At 69.6% G+C, this 19047-nt stretch carries 19 protein-coding genes; 7 read left to right on the forward strand and 12 right to left on the reverse strand.

From position 1 onward, the window contains the following. The first annotated feature begins 1 nt into the window (after position 1). The gene (locus tag ACIBHX_RS40540) at positions 2 to 739 is read left to right on the forward strand and encodes an ATP-binding cassette domain-containing protein (protein ID WP_397072801.1); all 738 of its coding nucleotides are present in this window, start codon (positions 2 to 4) and stop codon (positions 737 to 739) included. On the opposite strand, the gene ACIBHX_RS40545 is transcribed toward ACIBHX_RS40540, so the two are convergent. Then, positions 733 to 1206 carry a hypothetical protein gene (locus ACIBHX_RS40545; protein WP_397072803.1) on the reverse strand — a complete coding sequence of 158 codons (474 nt, stop codon included), beginning with the start codon at positions 1204 to 1206 and terminating at the stop codon, positions 733 to 735. The two genes, ACIBHX_RS40540 and ACIBHX_RS40545, sit on opposite strands and share 7 nt — an antisense overlap. 117 nt (positions 1207 to 1323) lie before the next feature. Here ACIBHX_RS40545 and ACIBHX_RS40550 point away from each other — a divergent pair, with 117 nt between their 5' ends. Both ACIBHX_RS40550 and ACIBHX_RS40555 read left to right on the forward strand, forming a co-directional pair. Beyond that, the gene (locus tag ACIBHX_RS40550) at positions 1324 to 1953 is read left to right on the forward strand and encodes an MFS transporter (protein ID WP_397072805.1); all 630 of its coding nucleotides are present in this window, start codon (positions 1324 to 1326) and stop codon (positions 1951 to 1953) included. A gap of 47 nt (positions 1954 to 2000) precedes the next feature. Then, a complete protein-coding gene (locus ACIBHX_RS40555; protein WP_397072806.1) occupies positions 2001 to 2729 on the forward strand; it encodes a YcnI family protein in 729 nt (242 codons plus the stop codon). Positions 2730 to 2781: 52 nt separating this feature from the next. Here ACIBHX_RS40555 and ACIBHX_RS40560 read toward each other — a convergent pair whose 3' ends face one another. Together ACIBHX_RS40560 and ACIBHX_RS40565 are read right to left on the reverse strand one after the other, a co-directional pair. After that, positions 2782 to 3096, reverse strand: a complete 315-nt coding sequence (locus ACIBHX_RS40560; protein ID WP_397072807.1) for a DMT family transporter — start codon at positions 3094 to 3096, stop codon at positions 2782 to 2784. 14 nt (positions 3097 to 3110) lie between these two features. Next, positions 3111 to 3428 (reverse strand): DMT family transporter, encoded by a 318-nt coding sequence (locus ACIBHX_RS40565; protein WP_397072809.1) that lies wholly within the window; start codon positions 3426 to 3428, stop codon positions 3111 to 3113. 83 nt (positions 3429 to 3511) lie between these two features. On the opposite strand from ACIBHX_RS40565, the gene ACIBHX_RS40570 reads away from it, so the two are divergent. Beyond that, entirely contained in the window at positions 3512 to 3946 is a 435-nt protein-coding gene (locus ACIBHX_RS40570; protein ID WP_397072811.1) for a MarR family winged helix-turn-helix transcriptional regulator, read from the forward strand. Here ACIBHX_RS40570 and ACIBHX_RS40575 read toward each other — a convergent pair. Genes ACIBHX_RS40575 through ACIBHX_RS40585 form a run of 3 tightly spaced genes read right to left on the reverse strand, consistent with a single transcriptional unit; the run spans position 3936 to position 7016 of the window. Continuing rightward, positions 3936 to 4886 (reverse strand): ABC transporter permease, encoded by a 951-nt coding sequence (locus tag ACIBHX_RS40575; protein WP_397072813.1) that lies wholly within the window; start codon positions 4884 to 4886, stop codon positions 3936 to 3938. The genes ACIBHX_RS40570 and ACIBHX_RS40575 overlap by 11 nt on opposite strands. Then, positions 4873 to 5859, reverse strand: a complete 987-nt coding sequence (locus tag ACIBHX_RS40580; protein ID WP_397072814.1) for an ATP-binding cassette domain-containing protein — start codon at positions 5857 to 5859, stop codon at positions 4873 to 4875. Before ACIBHX_RS40580 ends, ACIBHX_RS40575 begins: the two co-directional genes overlap by 14 nt. Next, positions 5856 to 7016, reverse strand: coding sequence for an outer membrane lipoprotein carrier protein LolA (locus ACIBHX_RS40585; RefSeq protein WP_397072816.1), 1161 nt, complete (start codon positions 7014 to 7016; stop codon positions 5856 to 5858). Before ACIBHX_RS40585 ends, ACIBHX_RS40580 begins: the two co-directional genes overlap by 4 nt. Positions 7017 to 7144: 128 nt before the next feature. Between ACIBHX_RS40585 and ACIBHX_RS40590 the strand changes: the two genes are divergently transcribed. Further along, entirely contained in the window at positions 7145 to 7819 is a 675-nt protein-coding gene (locus ACIBHX_RS40590) for a response regulator transcription factor (protein WP_397072818.1), read from the forward strand. Then, complete coding sequence (locus ACIBHX_RS40595; RefSeq protein ID WP_397072819.1) at positions 7812 to 9158, forward strand: sensor histidine kinase; 1347 nt, start codon at positions 7812 to 7814, stop codon at positions 9156 to 9158. Before ACIBHX_RS40590 ends, ACIBHX_RS40595 begins: the two co-directional genes overlap by 8 nt. A gap of 54 nt (positions 9159 to 9212) precedes the next feature. On the opposite strand, the gene folP is transcribed toward ACIBHX_RS40595, so the two are convergent. The 6 genes from folP to ACIBHX_RS40625 all read right to left on the reverse strand — a co-directional run bounded on the left by folP (position 9213) and on the right by ACIBHX_RS40625 (position 17420). Continuing rightward, the gene (folP, locus tag ACIBHX_RS40600; protein WP_397072820.1) at positions 9213 to 10055 is read right to left on the reverse strand and encodes a dihydropteroate synthase; all 843 of its coding nucleotides are present in this window, start codon (positions 10053 to 10055) and stop codon (positions 9213 to 9215) included. 102 nt (positions 10056 to 10157) lie between these two features. Further along, complete coding sequence (locus ACIBHX_RS40605) at positions 10158 to 11390, reverse strand: MFS transporter (protein WP_397072822.1); 1233 nt, start codon at positions 11388 to 11390, stop codon at positions 10158 to 10160. A 90-nt stretch (positions 11391 to 11480) separates the two neighbouring features. After that, positions 11481 to 12704: an FxsB family cyclophane-forming radical SAM/SPASM peptide maturase gene (locus ACIBHX_RS40610; RefSeq protein WP_397072824.1), complete on the reverse strand. Its 1224-nt coding sequence runs from the start codon at positions 12702 to 12704 to the stop codon at positions 11481 to 11483. Between the two features lie 68 nt (positions 12705 to 12772). Then, entirely contained in the window at positions 12773 to 12928 is a 156-nt protein-coding gene (locus tag ACIBHX_RS40615; RefSeq protein ID WP_397072826.1) for a hypothetical protein, read from the reverse strand. A 473-nt stretch (positions 12929 to 13401) separates the two neighbouring features. Beyond that, complete coding sequence (locus tag ACIBHX_RS40620; protein ID WP_397072827.1) at positions 13402 to 16221, reverse strand: AAA family ATPase; 2820 nt, start codon at positions 16219 to 16221, stop codon at positions 13402 to 13404. Positions 16222 to 16550: 329 nt separating this feature from the next. Continuing rightward, entirely contained in the window at positions 16551 to 17420 is an 870-nt protein-coding gene (locus ACIBHX_RS40625; protein WP_397072829.1) for a LysR family transcriptional regulator, read from the reverse strand. A gap of 550 nt (positions 17421 to 17970) precedes the next feature. Here ACIBHX_RS40625 and ACIBHX_RS40630 point away from each other — a divergent pair. Further along, positions 17971 to 19044, forward strand: a complete 1074-nt coding sequence (locus ACIBHX_RS40630; RefSeq protein ID WP_397072830.1) for a neutral zinc metallopeptidase — start codon at positions 17971 to 17973, stop codon at positions 19042 to 19044. The last annotated feature ends 3 nt before the right edge of the window (positions 19045 to 19047 follow it).

The following is a 19047-nucleotide window of genomic DNA, read 5'->3' on the forward strand; positions in this document are numbered from 1 at the left end:
AATGATCGAACTCGAAGGGGCGGGCAGGTCCTTCAAGGTCAAGGGCAAGCTGGTGCACGCCGTAAGGGATCTGAGCTTCAGCGTCGGAGCCGGGGAGTTCGTCGGCTACCTCGGCCCGAACGGCGCGGGCAAGTCGACCACGATCAAGATGCTCTGCGGCATCCTCACACCCTCCTCGGGGCGCGTGCGGGTGGCGGGGCTGGATCCCTCGCGCAGGCGGACCGTGCTGGCCCGGCGCATCGGCGTGGTTTTCGGGCAGCGCACCACGCTGTGGTGGGATCTGCCGCTGAAGGACAGCTTCGAACTGATCCGGCTCCTTTACAAAGTAGATCGCAAGGTGTTCCGTGACCGGCTCGACGAGCTGACGCAGACGCTGGACCTGGGCGCCTTCATGGCGCGGCCGGTGCGCCAGCTCAGCCTGGGTCAGCGCATGCGCGGTGACCTGGCCGCAGCGCTGCTGCACGAGCCCGCCATCCTGGTGCTCGACGAGCCCACGATCGGGCTCGACGTGGTCAGCAAGGCCGCCATCCGCGAGTTCCTGCAGCGGCTCAACGCCGAGAGCGGCACCACCGTGCTGCTCACCACGCACGACCTGGGCGACATCGAGCGGCTGTGCCGCCGGGTCATGCTGATCGACCAGGGCCGCCTGGCCTTCGACGGCACGCTGGAGGACCTGATGGCGGGCGAGACCTCACTGGAGGAGGTCATCACCCGCCTCTACACCGCCGGCGCTCAGTAGTAGCTGCCCTCGGGGGTCGCCTCGTACTCCTCGTCCACGTCGTAGCGGCCACGCGCCCAGCGGGACGGGATCAGCACGGGGATGAACAGGGCGACCCCGAGCAGCGCGAACACGCCCGTGGTCAGCAGGGTCTTGTCGCCGAACCCGGCGTCCCTGATGATCCCGTTGACCGAGGGCTGGTCGGGGATGAAGGACAGGGCCCTGTTCATGTCCAGGGCGTACACGACGGTCCAGGCGAGCAGAACCAGGGACGGGACGAACGTGGCCAGTGGCGAGACGCGTCCCGCCACGACGAGTCCGACGATCAGGCCGACGGCGGCCATCGCACCGAGGGCTATCCACAACTTCTGGCCCCCGGCCGGGCTGGCGGCTGCGTTCCCGAGTGCCTGCTGGACGGCCCAGCCACCGCCGCCCAGCAGGGCCGCGGTAGCGACCAGACCGATGAGTAATCCAGCAAAGTGCCGCAACGTCATCACCTTCTATGTCAACGCGATCGGCACGACCCTAGCGACAAAAGGCACAAATCGAACAGGCATTGAGCAGCTTGGGACTCGAGGTCCACCCCACCCCTGCCCCGTGAGACGATGGCCCACACACTCATGCGCGCACGACTACCCCTTCGGCTCACGCGTTCGGCCGCCTTCGCCGCCGTCTGCGTGTGTCTCGGCGCGCTCGCCCACGTCGCCGGCGGGGGTTCCGCTCCTGGTCCCGCGGTCGTCGGGGTGGCGCTTTGCGCGGCCTTCGCCCTGGCCCTGGCGGTCTCGGGGCGCGAGCGGTCCACGGCGGCGATCAACACGGCGCTGGTGGGGGCGCAGATCGTCCTGCACGAGCTCTTCGCGATCACGACCGCGCTCGACCCGCTCTCGCCGACCTCCTCCGCACCCGGTGGCTTCTGGGCGGCTCTGCTCGAGCGGCTCTCACCCGGGGGGACTCCCGGGGAGGCCGGCGGGCACGCGCAGGGGCTGAGCGTCGGACTGGGGATGTGGGTGGCGCACCTGCTGGCCACGCTGGTCACCGGGTGGTGGCTGGCGCGCGGCGAGGCCGCACTCTGGTCGCTGCTGCGCCGCCTCGGCCGCCGGCTCACGCTGCTGCGGCCGCTGCCCAGGATCCTGCCGGTACGGCGGGCCGTGCCGTACTTCTACCTGCTCGCGGTGCCGATGCCGGCGCCCGTCGAGCACTCCGTCAGCAGGCGTGGTCCTCCGCTCTCCGCCTGATCCTCTGACACCCCTTTTCTTCCTTTTTCTTCGAGTGGAGTTCCACCATGTCCATGCTCACCCCCGGCCTTCGCCGCGGCGCGACCGTGCTGGCCGCCGCCACCGCCGTCACCCTCGGGCTCGCCCTACCGGCGCTCGCGCACGTCACGATCAACCCGGGCACCGCCGAGCAGGGCGGGTTCACCAAGGTCGCCTTCCGGGTGCCGAACGAGCGGGACGACGCCGCCACCGTCAAGGTGGAGGTCGCCTTCCCGACGGATCACCCGCTGCTGTTCGTCTCGGTCAAGCCCGTGCCGGGCTGGAGCGTCAAGGTCGTCGACGGCAAGCTCCCGCAGCCGGTCAAGACCGACGAGGGCACCGTCAACGACGCCGTCACCAAGGTCGTCTGGTCGGGCGGGAAGATCAACGCCGGCGAGTTCCAGGAGTTCGAGGTGTCGATGGGGCAGATGCCCAAGGACGCCACGCAGCTGACGTTCCCCACGACCCAGACCTACTCCGGTGGGGAGGTCGTCAAGTGGGCGGACCCGCCCAAGGCCGACGGCTCCGAGGCCGAGCACCCGATGCCCACCCTCAAGCTCGTGCCGGCCACCGGCGACGACGACCACCACGCCGCCGCCGCTCCCTCCACCGGGGCCGCCGCCCCCACGGTGACGCAGGTGACGGCCTCGGGCTCCGGATCTGACGGCACGGCCCGCATCCTCGGCGGCGCCGGCGTCGTCGTGGGCGCGATCGGCGTCATCGTCGCGCTCCTGGCCCTGCGCCGCCGCCCCTCCTGAGCCCCGCGGGGAGCGGGCCCGGCCTGCTCCCCCTCCGGACCCCGGACTGCGGCTAGCCGGCCAGCCTGAGCAGGACGACGCCGGCGATGATCGCGGCGAACGACAGCAGCTTGGGCACCGTGATGCGCTCCTTGTAGATCAGCGCGCCGAGGACCACGGTGCCCACGGCCCCGATCCCGGTCCACACCGTGTACCCCACGCCCACGTCCAGCGTCCGCAGCGCCAGGCTCAGGAAGAAGATCCCGCCCGTGGCCGCGGCGAGCGTGAACAAGGACGGCCAGAGCCGGGTGAAGCCCTTGGTGGCGTTGGTGCCGAGTGCGAAGGCCACCTCGAAGACGGCGGCGATGAGCAGGTAGATCCAGGCCATGACGGCGACCCCTTTCAGCGGGCGGACAGGCGGAGCCCGAGCACTCCACCGATGATCAGGACGAACGCGAGCACCTTGGCCACGGTCATGGCCTCGCCGAAGATCAGCGAGCCGAGCACCACCGTGCCCACCGCCCCGATCCCGGTCCACACGGTGTAGCCCACCCCGACGTCGAGTGTCTTCAGCGCCAGGCTCAGGAAGAAGATCCCGCCGGCGGCGGCCGCGATCGTCAGCAGCGAGGGGCCGAGCTGGGTGAAGCCCTCGGTGGCGTTGGTCGCCAGCGCGAAGACCACCTCGAAGGCCGCGGCGATGAGCAGGTAGACCCAGGCCATGTTCCGTTCACTCCTCAAGTATTTGCTTGTACATGCATATTCTGTACATGCATGTAGGGTGGTTGTCAACGTGAGGAGTGACGATGGCTTCCCTGGACGACGACGCCTGGACCGGGGTCGTGCGGCTGCACGCCCGAGTGGAGCACGAGCTGGCCGCGGCCCTGCAGCGCAGGCACGGGCTTGGCCTGTCGGAGTACCGGGCGCTGTGTCACCTGTCCACGGCGCCGGACGGCGAGCTGCGCATGCAGGAGCTGGCCGACCTGCTGGGTCTCAACCAGAGCTCGGTGACCCGCCTGGTGGGGCGCCTGGAGGCGGCCGGGTTCACCCGCCGGGATCTGTGCCCGGACGACCGCCGCGGCGTCTACACGGTGATCACCGACGCCGGCCGTACCCGCAAGCAGGAGGCGAGCGGCACCTACGAGGGCACGCTGACGGCCGCCCTGGACCGGGCGGCCACCGTGACGGGGCTCGGCGGTCTGGTGGCGGCCGTGAGGGACGGCGCCCGCGTCAGCTCGTGATGTCCTTGCCGGAGAAGCGGGCCCATGCGATCGAGAAGAACAGCACGATGTAGGAGCCGAACGCCAGCAGCCCCTGCGTGAGGTCGCTCATGGAGATCGGGCTGCGCAGCACCGCGTCGAAGCGGGTGAACCAGGTCGGCAGCAGGTACGGCGTGATCGGTTCCAGCTGCGGGATCGCCCGCAGCACCTGGCAGACGATGACCAGGACCATGGTGGCCGCGATCGCTCCGATGGACACCTCGGTGAGCGTCGACAGCGCCAGCGCGACCGCGGCCAGCGCCGCCATGCCCGCGCCCACGTAGCCGACGGCGATGAGGATCCGCAGCAGCCCGTCGGCGACCGAGATCGTCGTGCCCGACAGCAGCGTCACCTCTCCCACCGGGAACAGCACCAGCCCGGTCAGCAGCGCCGACAGCGCCACGACGGCGGTCACCGCGTAGGCGAACACGACCGCGTTGAGGTACTTCACCAGCAGCAGGCGCGTACGGCCGGCCGGTGCGGCGAGCAGGTACCGCAGCGTGCCGCCGCCCGCCTCCCCCGCGATCGAGTCGCCGGCCACCACGCTGACCGCGACCGGCATCAGCAGTAGCACCAGGAACGAGAACGACAGGAACGCCAGCATCAGCCCGTTGCCCGCCACGGAGCCGATCAGCCCGCCCATCGCGTCGTCGCTCGCGGCGATGCGCAGGCCGACACCGAACAGGACGGGCACGCAGGCCAGCACGGCCAGGATGACCAGGTTGCGCGGCCGGCGGAACGTCAGTCCGAGCTCCGAGCCGAGCAGCCGCCAGAACGCCCACGGCGTGCGCCCGGGCGGCAGCGGGGCGACGGGCTCCTCCGCCGGGTTTCGCTCGGCGGTGCGCATCGTCTCGGTCACCGGGACCAGGCCCGGCGTGCGCCTGGTGCCCAGATCGGCGTGCGCGGTCTCAGCCGTCGACATCGAAGCCCTCCCCGGTAAGTCCGACGAACACGTCCTCCAGGCTCGGCCGCACCACGGACAGCCCGCGTACGGCCACGCCCTCGCCCACCAGCGCGGCGTTGACCCGTTCCGGCGCCTGGGCGCCCAGCTCGGCGGTCACGTCGGCCGTCCCGGCGCGCACGTCCTCCAGCCCGAGCGAGCCGAGCACCCGGGCGGCGTCGGCCACGTCGGGCGTCTCGATCCTGATCCTGACCGTCTGCCCGCCGTTCAGCGAGGCGATCGTGCCCTGCGCGACGAGCTTTCCCGTGCGCATGATCGCCGCGTGCGTGCACATCTGCTCGACCTCGGCCAGCAGGTGCGAGGAGACGAAGACGGTGGTGCCGTCGGCGGCGATCTCCTTGACCAGCGCGCGCACCTCGCGGGTGCCCTGCGGGTCGAGGCCGTTGGTCGGCTCGTCGAGGATGAGCAGCTCGCGCGGCCCGAGCAGGGCGGCCGCGATGGCCAGGCGCTGGCGCATGCCGAGCGAGTAGTTGCGGTAGCGCTTGCCCGCCGCGGCCGACAGGCCCACCCGCTCGAGCGCCTCGCCCGCGCGCCTGCGGGCGGTGCCGCCCGGCGCGGTGGGATCGGCGGCGTCGTAGCGCAGCAGGTTGGCCTCGCCCGACAGGTACGGGTAGAAGGCCGGGCCCTCCACCAGGGCGCCCACCCGGGGCAGCGCCTCGGCCAGCGGCAGCCCGAGCATCGCGTGCTCGCCCGCGCTGGGCGAGATGAGGCCGAGCAGCATGCGGATCGTGGTGGTCTTGCCCGAGCCGTTCGGCCCGAGGAAGCCGTAGACCGACCCGCGCGGCACGACCAGGTCCAGCGCGTGGACCGCGACCTGCCCGCCGCGGAAGCGCTTGGTCAGGCCGCTGGTGACGATCGCGGCGTCGGCGGCGGGCCCAGAAGCGGGCAGGGCCGCCCCGAAGGGCGCCCCCGCTTCCTGCGTGAGAACACTCACTTGATGCCTGCCGCCTTCTCGATCTCCTCCGGCGTGACCGCGCCGACCAGCAGGCGGCCGTCGTCGGTCAGCAGGGCGGTGACCAGCTTGGTGGTGATCAGCTTGCCCGACCCCCACGATCCGCTGACCGGGGTGGCGGTCTTGAGCACGCCGTCGACCGCCGAGCCGAGGTCGGCGCCCTTGCCGTCCCACTCGCCCTCGCCGCCCTTGTCGCTGCCGCCCTGGTCCTGCTGCGGCTTGGCGGCCAGCTCGGCGGCCGACACCGGCAGCACCGCGACCGTGGTCCAGCCCTCGCCGACGGACTTGACGGCGCCGCGCGCCTTCTCCGCGTCGGCGTGCTCCTTGCCTGCGTCCTTGCCGGAGATCGTCTTGTCCTCCACCTTGGCTCCGGCGGGCGGGGTGAACCGGAAGTTTTCCTCCGCCGGGGCGCTGAAGGTCACCTGGGTGAAGCCGACCTGGAAGGCGGGCTCCGCCGACCCCTTGGCGTACACCTGGACCTGCAGCGGGACGTACGTCTCGCCGTCGAGGGCGATGCGCACCTCCTGCACCAGCGAGCCCTCCTCCTTGGGAGCCAGGACGAGCTGGTAGGCCGCGCGGCCGGCGACCTCGGCGTTGTTGATCACCCGGATCGCGGTGTGCTGGTCGGCGCTGGCCAGCATCCGCTCGGCCACCTGCGGCGGCGTCAGGTCGGTCGGCCGCGGCGCCAGGTCCTCGGGCTTCCGCGCGCCGGCGTCGAACTTGAGCCTGGTGGCCGTCTTGGTGGCGCTGTCCCAGTACCAGCTCTGGTCACCGTTGACGATCAGGTTGGACTCGCTCATCTGGGTGGGGAAGGCCACCCTGAGCTTGTTCTGCGCGCCGTACCAGACCTTCACCTCGTGCGAGCCGGACAGCAGGTTCAGCGGCGAGCTGCCGCCCGCCTGCGGCAGCGCCGGCAGGCCGAGCGAAGCTGTCTGCTGGACGGTGCCTGACATGGGCGGCGGGCCGCCGGCCTTGTGGCTCGCGGCGACCGCGTCGGCCAGCAGCTGCTGCGCCGAACGCTCCGGCAGCTGCGGGTTGCCGCTCACCGCGGCTATGACCGGGCCGGCTCCGATCGCGCCGCCGATCACCGCCGCCACGGCGATCGGGACTCCCCACCTCACGAACGTGCCTCTACGCATGTCACTCCTTAACCGTATGTCGATGACTCCAGAGTGCGTGGGGCATCCTTAGGCGAGCCTGAGACTGTCTGAGATGGCTCTCAGGCTTCTCAGCGTTGTCTCAGCCGAGGCAGTGGAGGATCGCAGGCATGAGAGTACTGGTCGTCGAGGACGAACGGCGGATGGCGGCCGCGCTGCAGCGCGGGCTGCAGGCCGAGGGGTTCGCCGTGGATCTCGCCCACGACGGCGAGCAGGGCCTGCACCAGGCCAGGCAGGGCGACTACGACGTGGTCGTGCTGGACATCATGCTGCCCAGGCTGTCCGGCTACAACGTGTGCAAGCAGCTGCGCGCGGAGGAGAACTGGGTGCCGATCCTGATGCTGTCGGCCAAGGACGGCGAGTACGACATGGCCGACGGGCTGGACCTGGGCGCCGACGACTACCTGACCAAGCCGTTCTCCTACGTGGTGCTGGTGGCCAGGCTGCGGGCGCTGCTGCGGCGCGACTCCGGGCGCCGTCCCGCGGTGCTGACGGCCGGGGACCTGACGCTGGACCCGGCGCGGCGCAAGGTGGAGCGCACGGGCAGCCCTGTGGAGCTGACGCCGCGGGAGTTCGCGCTGCTGGAGTTCCTCATGCGCAGGCGGGACGAGGTGGTGTCGAAGGCCGAGATCCTCGAGCACGTGTGGGACACCTTCGACACCGATCCGAACGTGGTCGAGGTGTACGTCGGCTACCTGCGCCGCAAGATCGACACCCCCTTCAGCAGGAACGCCCTGCAGACCGTGCGCGGCGCGGGCTACCGGCTGGCCGGCGACGGTGGCTGACTCCCCGCTGACCTGGTGGCGGCGCCAGACCCTGCGCTTCCGGCTGACGTGCGTGGCCGCCGCCGTGCTCGCACTGGCGCTGGCCGTGTCGGCGTCGGTGCTGCTCAGCGTGCTGTCCAGCACGCTGATCGACGGGGTGGACGAGTCGACCAGGCAGCAGGCGCAGTCGGTCAGGGTGCAGGCCGACGCCGGCACGCTGCCCACGCCGATCAGCACCCACGACGGCACGATCGTGCAGGTCATCGACGCCAAGGGCCAGATCACCGACGTCACCTTCGGCGCCGACCGGCTGGTGCCGCTGCTCGGGGCGCAGGCGCGGGCGGAGCTGCTGCGCACCGGGGAGGCGGCCTACCTGGACGGCCGGCCGTACGCCATTCCCGGACCGCTGCGCGTGGTGATGATCAGTGCCGACCACGGCGTGACCGTGCTGGCGGCCAGGCCCATCAGCGAGATCCAGAAGAGCCTGAGCACCGCGGGGCGGGTGCTGTTCGTCGGGACGCCGCTGCTGATCATCCTGCTGGCCGCGGCCAGCTGGCTGGTCATCGGCAGGACGCTGCGGCCGATCGCGGCGCTGCGCAGGGGCGCGGCCGACATCACGCACACCGCCCGCTCGCGGCGGCTGCCCGTGCCGGAGGCACGGGACGAGGTGCACTCGCTGGCGACCACGCTCAACGACATGCTGGCCCGGCTCGAGGAGGCCGAGCAGCGGCAGCGCGCGCTGGTCTCCGACGCCGCGCACGAGCTGCGCAGCCCGCTTGCCAGCATCCGGTTGCAGCTGGAGGTGGCGCTGGGGCATCCGCAGGGCCAGGACTGGCAGGAGACGGCCGAGGGCGTGCTCGAGGACGCGATGCGGCTGTCTCGGCTGGCCGAGGACCTGCTCGCGCTGGCCCGCCTGGACGAGCGCGGCGGCGTGCCGGGGCGGCGCGAGCCGGTGCAGCTGGACGAGGTCGTGCGGCAGACGGTTGAGAGGTACGGCGAGGCCCGCCTCACCGTCTGCGACCCGGTCCTGGTGACCGGGGACGCGCTCGACCTTTCGCGGGTCCTGACGAACCTCGTCGACAACGCGATCCGGCACACCTCCGGCAAGGTCGAGGTGGCGCTCACGGCCGACGGCGTCCTGACGGTGACGGACGACGGGCCAGGCATCCCCGTCGAGGACCGCGAGCGGGTGTTCAACCGCTTCACCCGCCTCGACTCCGGCCGCAGCCGCGACGAGGGCGGCGCAGGGCTCGGCCTGGCGATCGTCAGGGAGACGGTGCGCGCCCACGGCGGCACGGTCCACCTCGAGGACGCCTCCCCCGGCCTCCGCGCGGTGGTACGGCTACCGCCCGTCCGGTAGCAGCCAGGTGCCCTCCTGCTGCCGCCCGTCCGGTAGCAGGCAGGTGCCCTTCTGCTACCGCTTGTCCGGTAGCAGGTGGGCGACCTCGGCGAGAGCCGTACGGGCGGAGGCGGCGTCGTGGACGCGGAAGACCCGCGCGCCCTGCAGGGCCGACACGGCCAGGGTGGCGATCGTGCCCGCGTGCCTCTGGTCGACCGGAAGGCCACCGAGCGTCTCGCCGACGAAGTCCTTGTTGGACACCGCGACCAGGACCGGCCAGCCGGTGGCCGTCATCTCGTCCAGGCGGCGGCTGATCTCCAGGGAGTGGAAGGTGTTCTTGCCGAAGTCGTGCGCGGGATCGATGAGGATCGACTCGCGTGCCACGCCCGCGGCGACGGCGCGCTCGGCCAGGTCCGTGGTGTAGGCGATGACGTCGGCCACCACGTCGTCGTAGGCGATCCGGTGCGGCCTCGTACGCGGGGTGACCCGGCCCGCGTGCGCGCACACCAGCCCGATGCGGTGCCGGGCGGCGACCTCGGCCAGGCCCGGGTCGACGCCGCCCCAGGTGTCGTTGAGCAGGTCCGCGCCCGCCTGGGCCACGACCTCGCCCACCTCGGCCCGCCAGGTGTCGACGCTGATCACCAGCTGGGGATGCCGCTCGCGCACGGCCGCCACCAGGTCGGCCACGCGCCGGATCTCCTCGCGGGCGTCCACCTCGTCGCCGGGGCCCGCCTTGACGCCGCCGATGTCGACGATGTCGGCCCCGCCCGCGACCGCGGCGTCCACGGCGTCGATGGCCGCGTCGAAGCCGTAGGTCCGGCCCTTGTCGAAGAAGGAGTCCGGGGTGCGGTTGACGACCGCCATGACCGCGTGCTCACCGGGGCCGAACTCGCGGCGCCCTAGGCGCAGAGTGCTCATCAGGGCGAGGCTATCGTGCGATCCCGCATCCTCCACACGGACGGGCGGGTGGGCCGTCGTACTGCCTCTGACGCCCTGGAGCCGCACCCTCACGCATTTCGCCTAGGTCGTGTTCGCCTGCGGGGCCAGATAGGCCGACGGCCGGCGTATCGCGGGGACGGTGGTAGCCCACACGGTGACAAGGAGCATCCCCGCGAACACAACGCGCGCGGCCGTGTCAACGCCCACCCGCTCCGTCAGGAAGCCACCCAGCAGAGGCCCTGCGGCGTTGCCCACGAACAAAGCCGTCAGCGCGACGCTGGACACTCGTCCCAGCATGTGGGCCGGGGTCTGCTGAACCAGATAGGTGTTCGCAGCGACATTCCCGATCGATCCCACGAAACCGGTGATCAGCAGGGCGCCCATCACGGGCAGGACGTCGACTGCCAGGAGCGGGAGCGCGAGCGCTCCGGTCCAGATCCAGATCTGCGCGAGGATCAGCGAGAATCCGAAGCGTCCGAAGAGAGGAGCGGCGACGAGCCCGCCGATCACTCCGCCGACGCCTGGCGACGCGAGTGTGACGCCGATGAGGAAGGGTGACACCCCGTTCCGCTGGGCGCTCGCGGCGAAGGTGAGGATCAGGGCGTGCACGCAGATTCCCACCCCCACCGTGATCACGGTGTCGGCCAGCAGGAAGGGGTTGCGCGCCAGCCAACGGAGCCCATCACTCATCTCACGCACGACGTGACGCTGCGCGCGATCCGAACGCCGCGTGGTCGTCCGCATGGCCATCAGGGTTCCGAAGGAGAAGACGAAGGAGAGGGCGTCCACGACGAAGGGGAAGGCTCGCCCCAAGCCGAAGAGAAAGCCGCCGAGGGATCGCCCCACCAGCCCCGCGATATGGGTTCGCGTCTCGTTCCCCGCCAATGCGGGCGCCATCTGATCAGCGGCTACGACCGATGGCACGGAGATGCGCTCGGCCAGGCGGTAGAGGACGCCCAACGACCCTTCGACGAAGGCGGCCACGACGAAGACGGCGACGTTCTGCGTACCCGTGATCAAGGTGACGACCAGGACGGAGACGGCCACTCCCCGTCCCAGTTCGGACAGCACCATCACCCGCCGCCAGTCCCACCGATCCACGTACGGGCCGGCTGGGATGTAGAGGATGAGGTCGGGGAGCACTCCCGCCAGCGCGACCCAGCCCGCTTGCACGGGGGAACCTGTCACGGCCAGAACGAGCAGGGGAAGGGCCACGGCGGAGGCGCGGCTGCCGGTGATGGACACCGCGGAGCCGAGCCAGAGCAGGACGTAGTTCCTGTTTCGCCACAGGGAGGAAGAAGGGTCGCGACGCACGCTCAGTTTCCCAAGCTCCGAGAACGTGATCGCAGACGCCGGGCGGACGGCTTGGATCCGCCTGGTTGCCGGTAGTCCGGAACGCGCGGTTCATTCATCCGACGGTTCCTCTGTCCCGAGGAGTTCCCGTCTCATGTCCCGCCGGACGTGGGTGATCAGCCGTAACAGGTCCGCGCAATACACCGACGGATTGAGGAACCCGGAGCCGCTGCGGTAGCGGTGGGTGTAGAGGCCGCCGCCGCAGGTGTCTCGTATCTCGCACGTCTGGCAGGTGGCGCACAGTCCCGAGACGCCCATCTGCCTCGCGATCACCGCGGGATGGGTCAGGGCCATGTCGAAGCTGTGGTCGAACACGTTCAGCCCGGTCTCGGGGGCTCCGGGGAACGCCGATTTCAGCGAGTCGACCTGTTGGAGGCTGCCATCGGTGTCGACGACCACGAACTGGATCGGCAACAGTCCCAGCGAATCGACGTTGCTGGGCCCGCCGAGCAACAGCTGGAAAATGCTTTGGAAAACCCTTATCTTCGTCCTCCGCGGATTCGCTCGCCAGTGCTCGTACAGCCTGATGAGCCAGTCGGCGTAGGGTGTGGAGCTCGGCCGGCCGGTCAGCCCAGGAGGCGTCTCCGTCCAGTTTCCATGGGGGAGCATGAAGTCGATGGTGGGCGGCAGGAATTCCGCCAGGGCTTCGTAGCATTCCACCGGATCGTTTCTCAGGTCGATCGTGCAGAGAATGCCGGAGAAAGCCGCACGGAATCGGTCCGACCTGAGGAGGTTCAGCGCCTTCGCCACGTCCGCGTAGCTGCCGTTGCCGTTGCGGTACTTGCGGCTCCGGTCGTTGGCCTCCATGCCACCGTCCAGGCTCACCCCGACCCGGACATCGTTGCGCAGCAGCATGTCGAGCATTCGTTCGTCCAGCAACAGTCCATTCGTTTGGATTCTGAAGTTCACCATGGCCGTTCCGTGGACGGCGGTGCGAATGGTGCGGGCGAAAGAATCGATCATCTGGGCGCCGGCCAGGAGCGGTTCACCGCCGTGCATGGTGACGCCGACACTCCGCAGGTCATGCGCGACAGCGTGCTCGGATATGCGCTCGGCGAGCGCCTCGACGGTCTCGTCCGCCATGACTATCGGCCGCCCACGCCAGGATTGATCGGCCATTTCGTACATGTAGCAGTACGTACACGCCAGATTGCAGCGTTCGTGAATCTTCGCGATGAACAGCTTGAACGGCAGAGCCTTGAATCCATTCGTCCGCAGGCCGCTCTCCGGCCACTCTTTGCGACGAGGACTCGAAATGTGGATTTCCTCTGGCATGTCGCACCCCATGTGGTGAATGACAGTATCCCTCTGCCTGGCAGAGGTAGAGGGATACTGTTGCTCTATCAGATGCTGGAGTTGAAGCCACCGTCGCTGACGCAGCCGGCGAAGTTCTCCGCCAACTGCTCGAGCTCGTCCGCGAAAGGCGTGCCGAGCAGCTGGCCGGCACTGTTCGCGGACTTCAGGCTGTTTCTGATCCGAGCGATCTCCGCTGAACTCATGCGCACCTCCGTGCAGTGAGACTTGGATGCCACACCCTTTTGGATGCTTTGCCGAGATTAGGCCCTTTGATAAATGCCGTCAACAGCGAAAATCTGCGGTTCGAGCTGATTCAGCGGGCAGCTTTTCCGGAACTCCAGGCATGGGTGAAGTGTCGATGACGACTGCTGGAGAATTGCCTGAGAGAAACATGGGTCGGTGCGGCCGGAAACCGGCCTGGGCGCCATGGTCATCCGGGCTTGACGGCTCTGTCAAGTGGCCTCAGACGAAGCGGCCGCGACGCCTGACCAGCGGGAATGACGGCAGCCGGGAGTAAGGGTTTACCACGATACCGATACGGGGGTTTACCACGATGGCGCGGTCCGCCGGCGTCGCTCATCATCAGCCGAAGACGCCTGCTCCCTTTCGACATCAGAAAGGGATGCAGTTATCGAATGAGATATTGCCTACGCCGCGCGGGCCCGATCGACCTTCATCACTCGTTGTTCAGCAACGTCGCGACCATGACCCGCGAGGTCACACCGAGCTTCGCGAACACATGCGAGAGGTGAGTCTCAACGGTGCGGATGCTCAGCGAGAGTTGCGTGGCGATGTGATGGTTCGACAGACCCTCCGCGACCAGCAGGGCGATCTCCCGTTCTCGCGGAGAGAGCCCATGCGATCCCTTCGCGGCTCTGCTGGGCTTCGGCGGCACCCGTGGGACCCGGACGCCGAGCTGTCGTTGCTCTCGGGTGGCTCGCGCCTGGAGTGCGCGGGCTCCGCAGGACTCGAAGAGCTTCGTCGCCTCGCTCAGGGTCTCCCTCGAGAGTTCCAGCTCTCCTGCCTCTCGCTGCGCGCCGCCGGCGGTCAGCAGGGCTCGGCCTGCGTCGAGCCGGCGCCCGCCGGAGATCAACTGACGCGAGGCCTCCACGGCGAGCACCGCGGCGGCGGCAGGATCCGAGGGCCGCAGCGCGTGGGCGCGTGCCAGCGGGACGAACCCCATGAATGCGGTGAGGTCGGGATCGAGAAGCGTGGCGGCTTCGTGCGCGTACGCCTGCGCGCCGGACAGCCGTCCCGATTCGGCATCCGTCTGAGCCAGCAGCTCCGCACAGGACAGGACAATCCCTGGCGACAGGTGCGGAGATTGGAAACGGTCGCAGGCATCGAGGATGGACTGCGCGCCTTCCGGCGAACGCCCATAGTTGATGAGCGCCACTCCGTGGGCGTACTGGGCGAGGGCGATCCACACCTCTTCGCCGCCGACGTTCACCCGCAGGCTTTCCTCGCCGGCGCGCAAGGCCGTGAGATGGTCCCCCGACCAGGTCGCGGCCAGGCAGTGCTGGGCCAGTGTCAGGACCCGCTGCTGTCCTGAACCGCACGACCGCGTCTGTACCAGGCTCTCCTCGGTGACTGTCATCGCCTCCTCGAGGCGCCCCAGACAGATCAGGGTCTGGGCGTAACCGGCCAGGAGGTCCGTCAGCACGTAGGCCGGGCCGTTCGCGCGGGCGACGGCGATGGCACGGGTGAAATGCCGAAGCGCTACCGAGTAGCGCCCCATCGCCGTCTCGGCGAAGCACGCTATACAGATCGCGTCCAGGCTCGCAGCGAGATCCCTGTCCGTGGAGTCGGCGATCATGTCTTCGGCCGCGCGTGCGTAGCGCAGGGCATCCCGTGTCCGCCCGGTACGGAAGGCCGCCATGGGCCGTAATGCGGCGACAGTGAGAGTGACACCGGGCTCCGACTCATCCGAGAGTTCGGCCAGCGACTCCAGCGCCGCCTGAGCCGCCGGATAGTCGGCCCGCAGGATGTTCTCCACCACCAGGTGCCTCCGCAGCACCCTCGCCTGACGACGAGAGGACGGGGGCGTCCGCTGGAGTTCCTCCAAGAGAAGAGTTCGCGCCTCGTGCGGCCGGCCGAGCTGCCGCTCGGCCAACGCGCAGAGGCTCACAGCCCGCGCTCTGAGCGCGGAATCGTCGGTCTGGAGCAACGCGAGCGTCGCTTGCGCGGTTTCCCGGGCTTCTGCCAACTGACCGCCCAGGCTCTGGGTCCAGCTCAGCTTCAGCAGGACGTCGAGCCGTCCTTCGGAGATGTCCGGAGAGTTCGGCATCCGATCAAGCGCGTTCCGCAACCAGCCCGCCGCGACCAGCGGGGAGGTCGCCCGTATCGCGGAAGCAGCGCTGAGCAGAGTCTCGATGGCATGCGGACCGCCGAGGGAGCCCGCGCGCTCCAGGTGATATGCCTGGCGTACCTCCGAGGCGCCGATGGCGGCGAGGTGGGCCGCGGCCCGTCCGTGTGCTCCCATCCGCCAACTCGTGGTCGACGATTCCTCCGCGGTTCGCCGGACCAGTTCATGACGGAACCTGAACCGGCCCGTGGACGTGGTCCGCACGATGTCTCGCAGCACGAGCTCATCGAGCGCCATCAGCGTTGCCGATTCCGGGACCTCGGCGGCCGTGGCCGCCATGAAAGGGGCGAAGTCATCGTCGAACGTCGCCGCCCCCTGCGCGACGAGCAGCGCCGTCGGCGTCAAGCGGTTCAGTTCTTCCTGGAAGGCGGCACGCACGCATGGCGGCAGCTCAGCGGTGCCCAGGAGGCTCATGTAGGCCAGCGCTTCGAGATAGAAGGGGTTTCCTTCGCTGGCTTCGTAGAGCGCCTGCCGTCGAGCTGGATCGATGCCGTCGTCGAAGAAGGGCTCCGCCTCGTTCCTGCTGAACGGCCGCAGCAGCACCGTGTTCGACCGGGGGCTGCCGCTGGACAGGAGACGGGCGAGCTTCGGAAAGGCCTGGGCCGTGCGGTAGGTGACCACCATCAGCATGGGCACGCCCGGCGGACGGCGGAGGAGGTGGTCCACGAACTCGATGGAGTGGTCGTCGGCGAGATGGAGGTCGTCGAGGATGAGCGTCACTCCCTGCGGGAGATCCAGCTCGTTGATCAGTTGCCGCAGTGCGCGGAACTCTCGATGATGAGCCTGCCGCGTGGGATCGGCATCCGCTGTCCCCGTCTGGAGATCGAAACCCGCCAGGACGTCCTCGCGCCGCGCCGCACCGGCTTTCGTCGCCATCGGGTCGTGACTCTTGGCGTCGAGAAGGTCATCGAGCGCATCGACGATGGTGCTGAGCGGGGCAGCGGAGGAGGTCTCGGCGATCTGGCGCCACGAGATCGCCATCCCTTTTGCTCCGGCCAGTTCGGCCAGCTCCCTGACGAACCAGGTCTTTCCCATACCTGGATCACCGGCGACCGCCAGGAACTGGAAGGTGCCCTGCGCGGCTTGGTCAATCAGCTGCTGGGCGATGTTCAGCAGGTCTTTCCGACCCACGAACGGGCGAGCCGGACCTGGCCTAGTCGTCATACGGTTGCCGCACCTGCATGATCGGAATCCCTTCCGCGTGGATGGCCGCAGGTTCGCGTGACCGCGTTTCGTCGTTACAAGAAGCCGCCGAGAAGCACCGCGCAGAGCCGGCCGGACAGGGGGTCGGCCACGCAGGTCGGCTGCGGTCGCGTCATGGGATGAGCATACGATCTTCGGAGCCGTGGCCGTAGGTCCATTTCCTGGTTGCGGGGCCTTGAGGAAGGCGTGTCAGCGCGGCGGACCACAGAACGGGCGGGCTTCGGGACGGCGCCGGGCGCGGGCGGCGCCGTCGGGGGTCAGGCTGCGGAGCCCTTCTCCGCCGTGGCCAGGAAGTCCTGGGCGATGAGGGGCAGGCGGCGGCGGGCGTGGATGACGGCGATGACGCGGCGGACGGCGGGTTCCAGGGAGCGGACGACGAGGCCCGCCCTGGCGGCCTGCTCGGCCATCCCCCGGTACCACAGGAGGGAGGCCTGCCCGGCGCGGACCGCGTTGAGCCAGCCGTTGCGCTCGTCGGTCTCCAGGACCACCACGGGATTGACGGCGTACTTGCCGAACATGGCGTCCAGTTCCCTGCGCCGGACGCTGCCACGGGCGGGCAGAGCGAGGCGCATACCGTCGAGGCAGCGCATCGGCACCGGGTTCGGCAGGTCCAGGCCCGGCGGGGAGATCAGGACGATCTCCTGTCGTTCGAGCGGATGGGTGATCAGGTCGGTGGGCACCGGCAGGTCGGTCAGGCCGAGATCGGCCCGCTGGTCCCTGATGGCGCTGACCACGGCGTCCCTGCCGTCGCAGCGCACGATGTGCACGCGGATCCCCGGATGCTCGGCGGCGTAGGCGGGCAGCAGCCGCCCCGCCAGACCGGGCTCGAGGCTGGGGGTCGAGGCGATGCGGAGTTCCGCCTCGGTGGCGCCGCCGTGGTTGGCCAGGCCCTCGATCTCGTGTACGGCGTCGAGCGCCTCCCTCGCCAGCTTCACCACTCGGCGGCCTTGCGCGGTGACCACCACACCGCGTCCTGAACGGGCGAACAGCGTCATGCCGAGCTCCCGCTCCAGATCCCGGATCGCGCGCGAAAGCGCAGGCTGCGCGATGTAGAGCGACCTGGCCGCGTCGGTCATGGTGCGGTGCTCCGCAGTCGCGACCACGTAGCGGAGCTGCTGCAGATTCATGCCACTGAAGCTAGGACACCGCCTGCCGCGCGGTCCGGGACATAGCGGAGATCACCTCGAATGATTTCGGACTGTAACCGAGTACCGCTACATCCGTGACGGGTGATAAATCAGTATGCTTCTGCCCCAAATTCGGCAAAGGTCCGGAGTGCGACCGCGCAAGGGCACTCATTGCGGACAACCGCGTAAAGGGGGATACACGGTGACAGGCAACGGGCAGTACCCACCCCCGCCACAGGGGCCTGGGCAGCCCCAGCGGCCACCGTCGCTGCCCTGGCCGCCGCCGGGGTACCGCCAGCCGCAACCTCAGGGGGGCGGGTACGGCGAGCCGTACCCGCAGCAGGCGCCTCCCCAGGCCCCGCCTTATCCGCCTCAGGCGCCTCCCCAGGGCCCGCCGTACCCGCCCCAGGCGCCTCCCCAGGGCCCGCCGTACCCGCCTCAGGGGCCGCAGTTCCCGCCACAGGGACCGCAGTTCCCGCCGCAGGGCCAGCCGTACCCGCAGCAGCAACCCCCGCCACAGCAGTGGGCGACACCACCACCGCCGCCGCCGATGCCCCCAGGACCGCCGGGGCCGCCGCGCGGGCCGTGGGGGCCGCCGCCGCGCAGGAAGAAGGGGATGGGCGCGGCCGGGATCCTGGGCATCGTGCTGGGCTCGGTGGCCGCGTTATTCGTGCTGATGGTGGTCGTGGGGGCGGTCTTCAAGAGCGCGAGCCACCAGGTCTACCAGCCGGTGGCGCTGCCGACCGAGAGCTCGTACGACCCGTATCACCCGCCGACCGAGTACACGCCGCCACCGGCGGAGACAACGCAGCCGACGCAGCCGACGGACGACTCGACGCCGACGCAGTCGCCCACGCAGGATCCGGTGAACCCGCCGCAGCAGGTCACCGTGAACCGAACGCTGAAGGGCAACACGCTCTACCGCGCCGGCGGGCTGCCGAAGTCGACCTGCCCCGCGGGCAACGGCAGCATCTTCAGCCACAGCCAGCTCAAGGCGCTGATCCTGAAGACGGGGCAGTGCATGAGCCGCGTCTGGGGCCCGGCGCTGGAGCGCCAGGGCATCCAGTTCCGCGCGCCGAACTACGCGATCACCCCCAAGGGCGGCAGGGGCGCGTGCGGCGACTTCCCGTCGCCGGGGAGCATGGTGCCCTTCTACTGCCCGCGCAACAACACGATCTACGCCTCCACCTCGGCGATGGCCAGGGGCAACGGCAACGCCCGCGGCTACGGCGAGTTCATCCAGTGGAACGGCGGGATCATCAGCATGATGGCCCACGAGTACGGTCACCACGTGCAGGAGATGTCCGGGATCATGGGCTCCTGGTGGGACAAGACGCTGGCCAGCTCCAGCCAGAGCGCGAAGCTCGCGCTGAGCAGAAGGTTGGAGCTCCAGGCTACGTGCCTCGGCGGCATGTGGATGAGGTCCGTGGCGAACTCCTATCCGGTCAGCCCGGCCAACCGCAACCGCCTGTTCGAGTTCTACGGTCAGGTCGGCGACTACCCCGGATGGCCCCGCGACCACGGGGCTCCCGTCAACAACAACCGGTGGTTCCGCCAGGGGTGGTTGCGCAACACGGCCTACCAGTGCAACACCTGGGCAGCGGACTCTTCGACGACGTCCTGACGT

Source organism: Nonomuraea sp. NPDC050536, from assembly GCF_044457685.1.
Classification (GTDB): Bacteria; Actinomycetota; Actinomycetes; order Streptosporangiales; family Streptosporangiaceae; genus Nonomuraea.

Coding starts and splice junctions, on each gene's coding strand:
- ACIBHX_RS40540 (WP_397072801.1), top strand. CDS start 2: ATGATCGAACTCGAAGGGGCGGGCAGGTCCTTCAAGGTCAAGGGCAAG.
- ACIBHX_RS40550 (WP_397072805.1), top strand. CDS start 1,324: ATGGCCCACACACTCATGCGCGCACGACTACCCCTTCGGCTCACGCGT.
- ACIBHX_RS40555 (WP_397072806.1), top strand. CDS start 2,001: ATGTCCATGCTCACCCCCGGCCTTCGCCGCGGCGCGACCGTGCTGGCC.
- ACIBHX_RS40560 (WP_397072807.1), bottom strand. CDS start 3,096: ATGGCCTGGATCTACCTGCTCATCGCCGCCGTCTTCGAGGTGGCCTTC.
- ACIBHX_RS40565 (WP_397072809.1), bottom strand. CDS start 3,428: ATGGCCTGGGTCTACCTGCTCATCGCCGCGGCCTTCGAGGTGGTCTTC.
- ACIBHX_RS40570 (WP_397072811.1), top strand. CDS start 3,512: ATGGCTTCCCTGGACGACGACGCCTGGACCGGGGTCGTGCGGCTGCAC.
- ACIBHX_RS40575 (WP_397072813.1), bottom strand. CDS start 4,886: ATGTCGACGGCTGAGACCGCGCACGCCGATCTGGGCACCAGGCGCACG.
- ACIBHX_RS40585 (WP_397072816.1), bottom strand. CDS start 7,016: ATGCGTAGAGGCACGTTCGTGAGGTGGGGAGTCCCGATCGCCGTGGCG.
- ACIBHX_RS40590 (WP_397072818.1), top strand. CDS start 7,145: ATGAGAGTACTGGTCGTCGAGGACGAACGGCGGATGGCGGCCGCGCTG.
- folP (WP_397072820.1), bottom strand. CDS start 10,055: ATGAGCACTCTGCGCCTAGGGCGCCGCGAGTTCGGCCCCGGTGAGCAC.
- ACIBHX_RS40610 (WP_397072824.1), bottom strand. CDS start 12,704: ATGCCAGAGGAAATCCACATTTCGAGTCCTCGTCGCAAAGAGTGGCCG.
- ACIBHX_RS40615 (WP_397072826.1), bottom strand. CDS start 12,928: ATGAGTTCAGCGGAGATCGCTCGGATCAGAAACAGCCTGAAGTCCGCG.
- ACIBHX_RS40625 (WP_397072829.1), bottom strand. CDS start 17,420: ATGAATCTGCAGCAGCTCCGCTACGTGGTCGCGACTGCGGAGCACCGC.
- ACIBHX_RS40630 (WP_397072830.1), top strand. CDS start 17,971: ATGCCCCCAGGACCGCCGGGGCCGCCGCGCGGGCCGTGGGGGCCGCCG.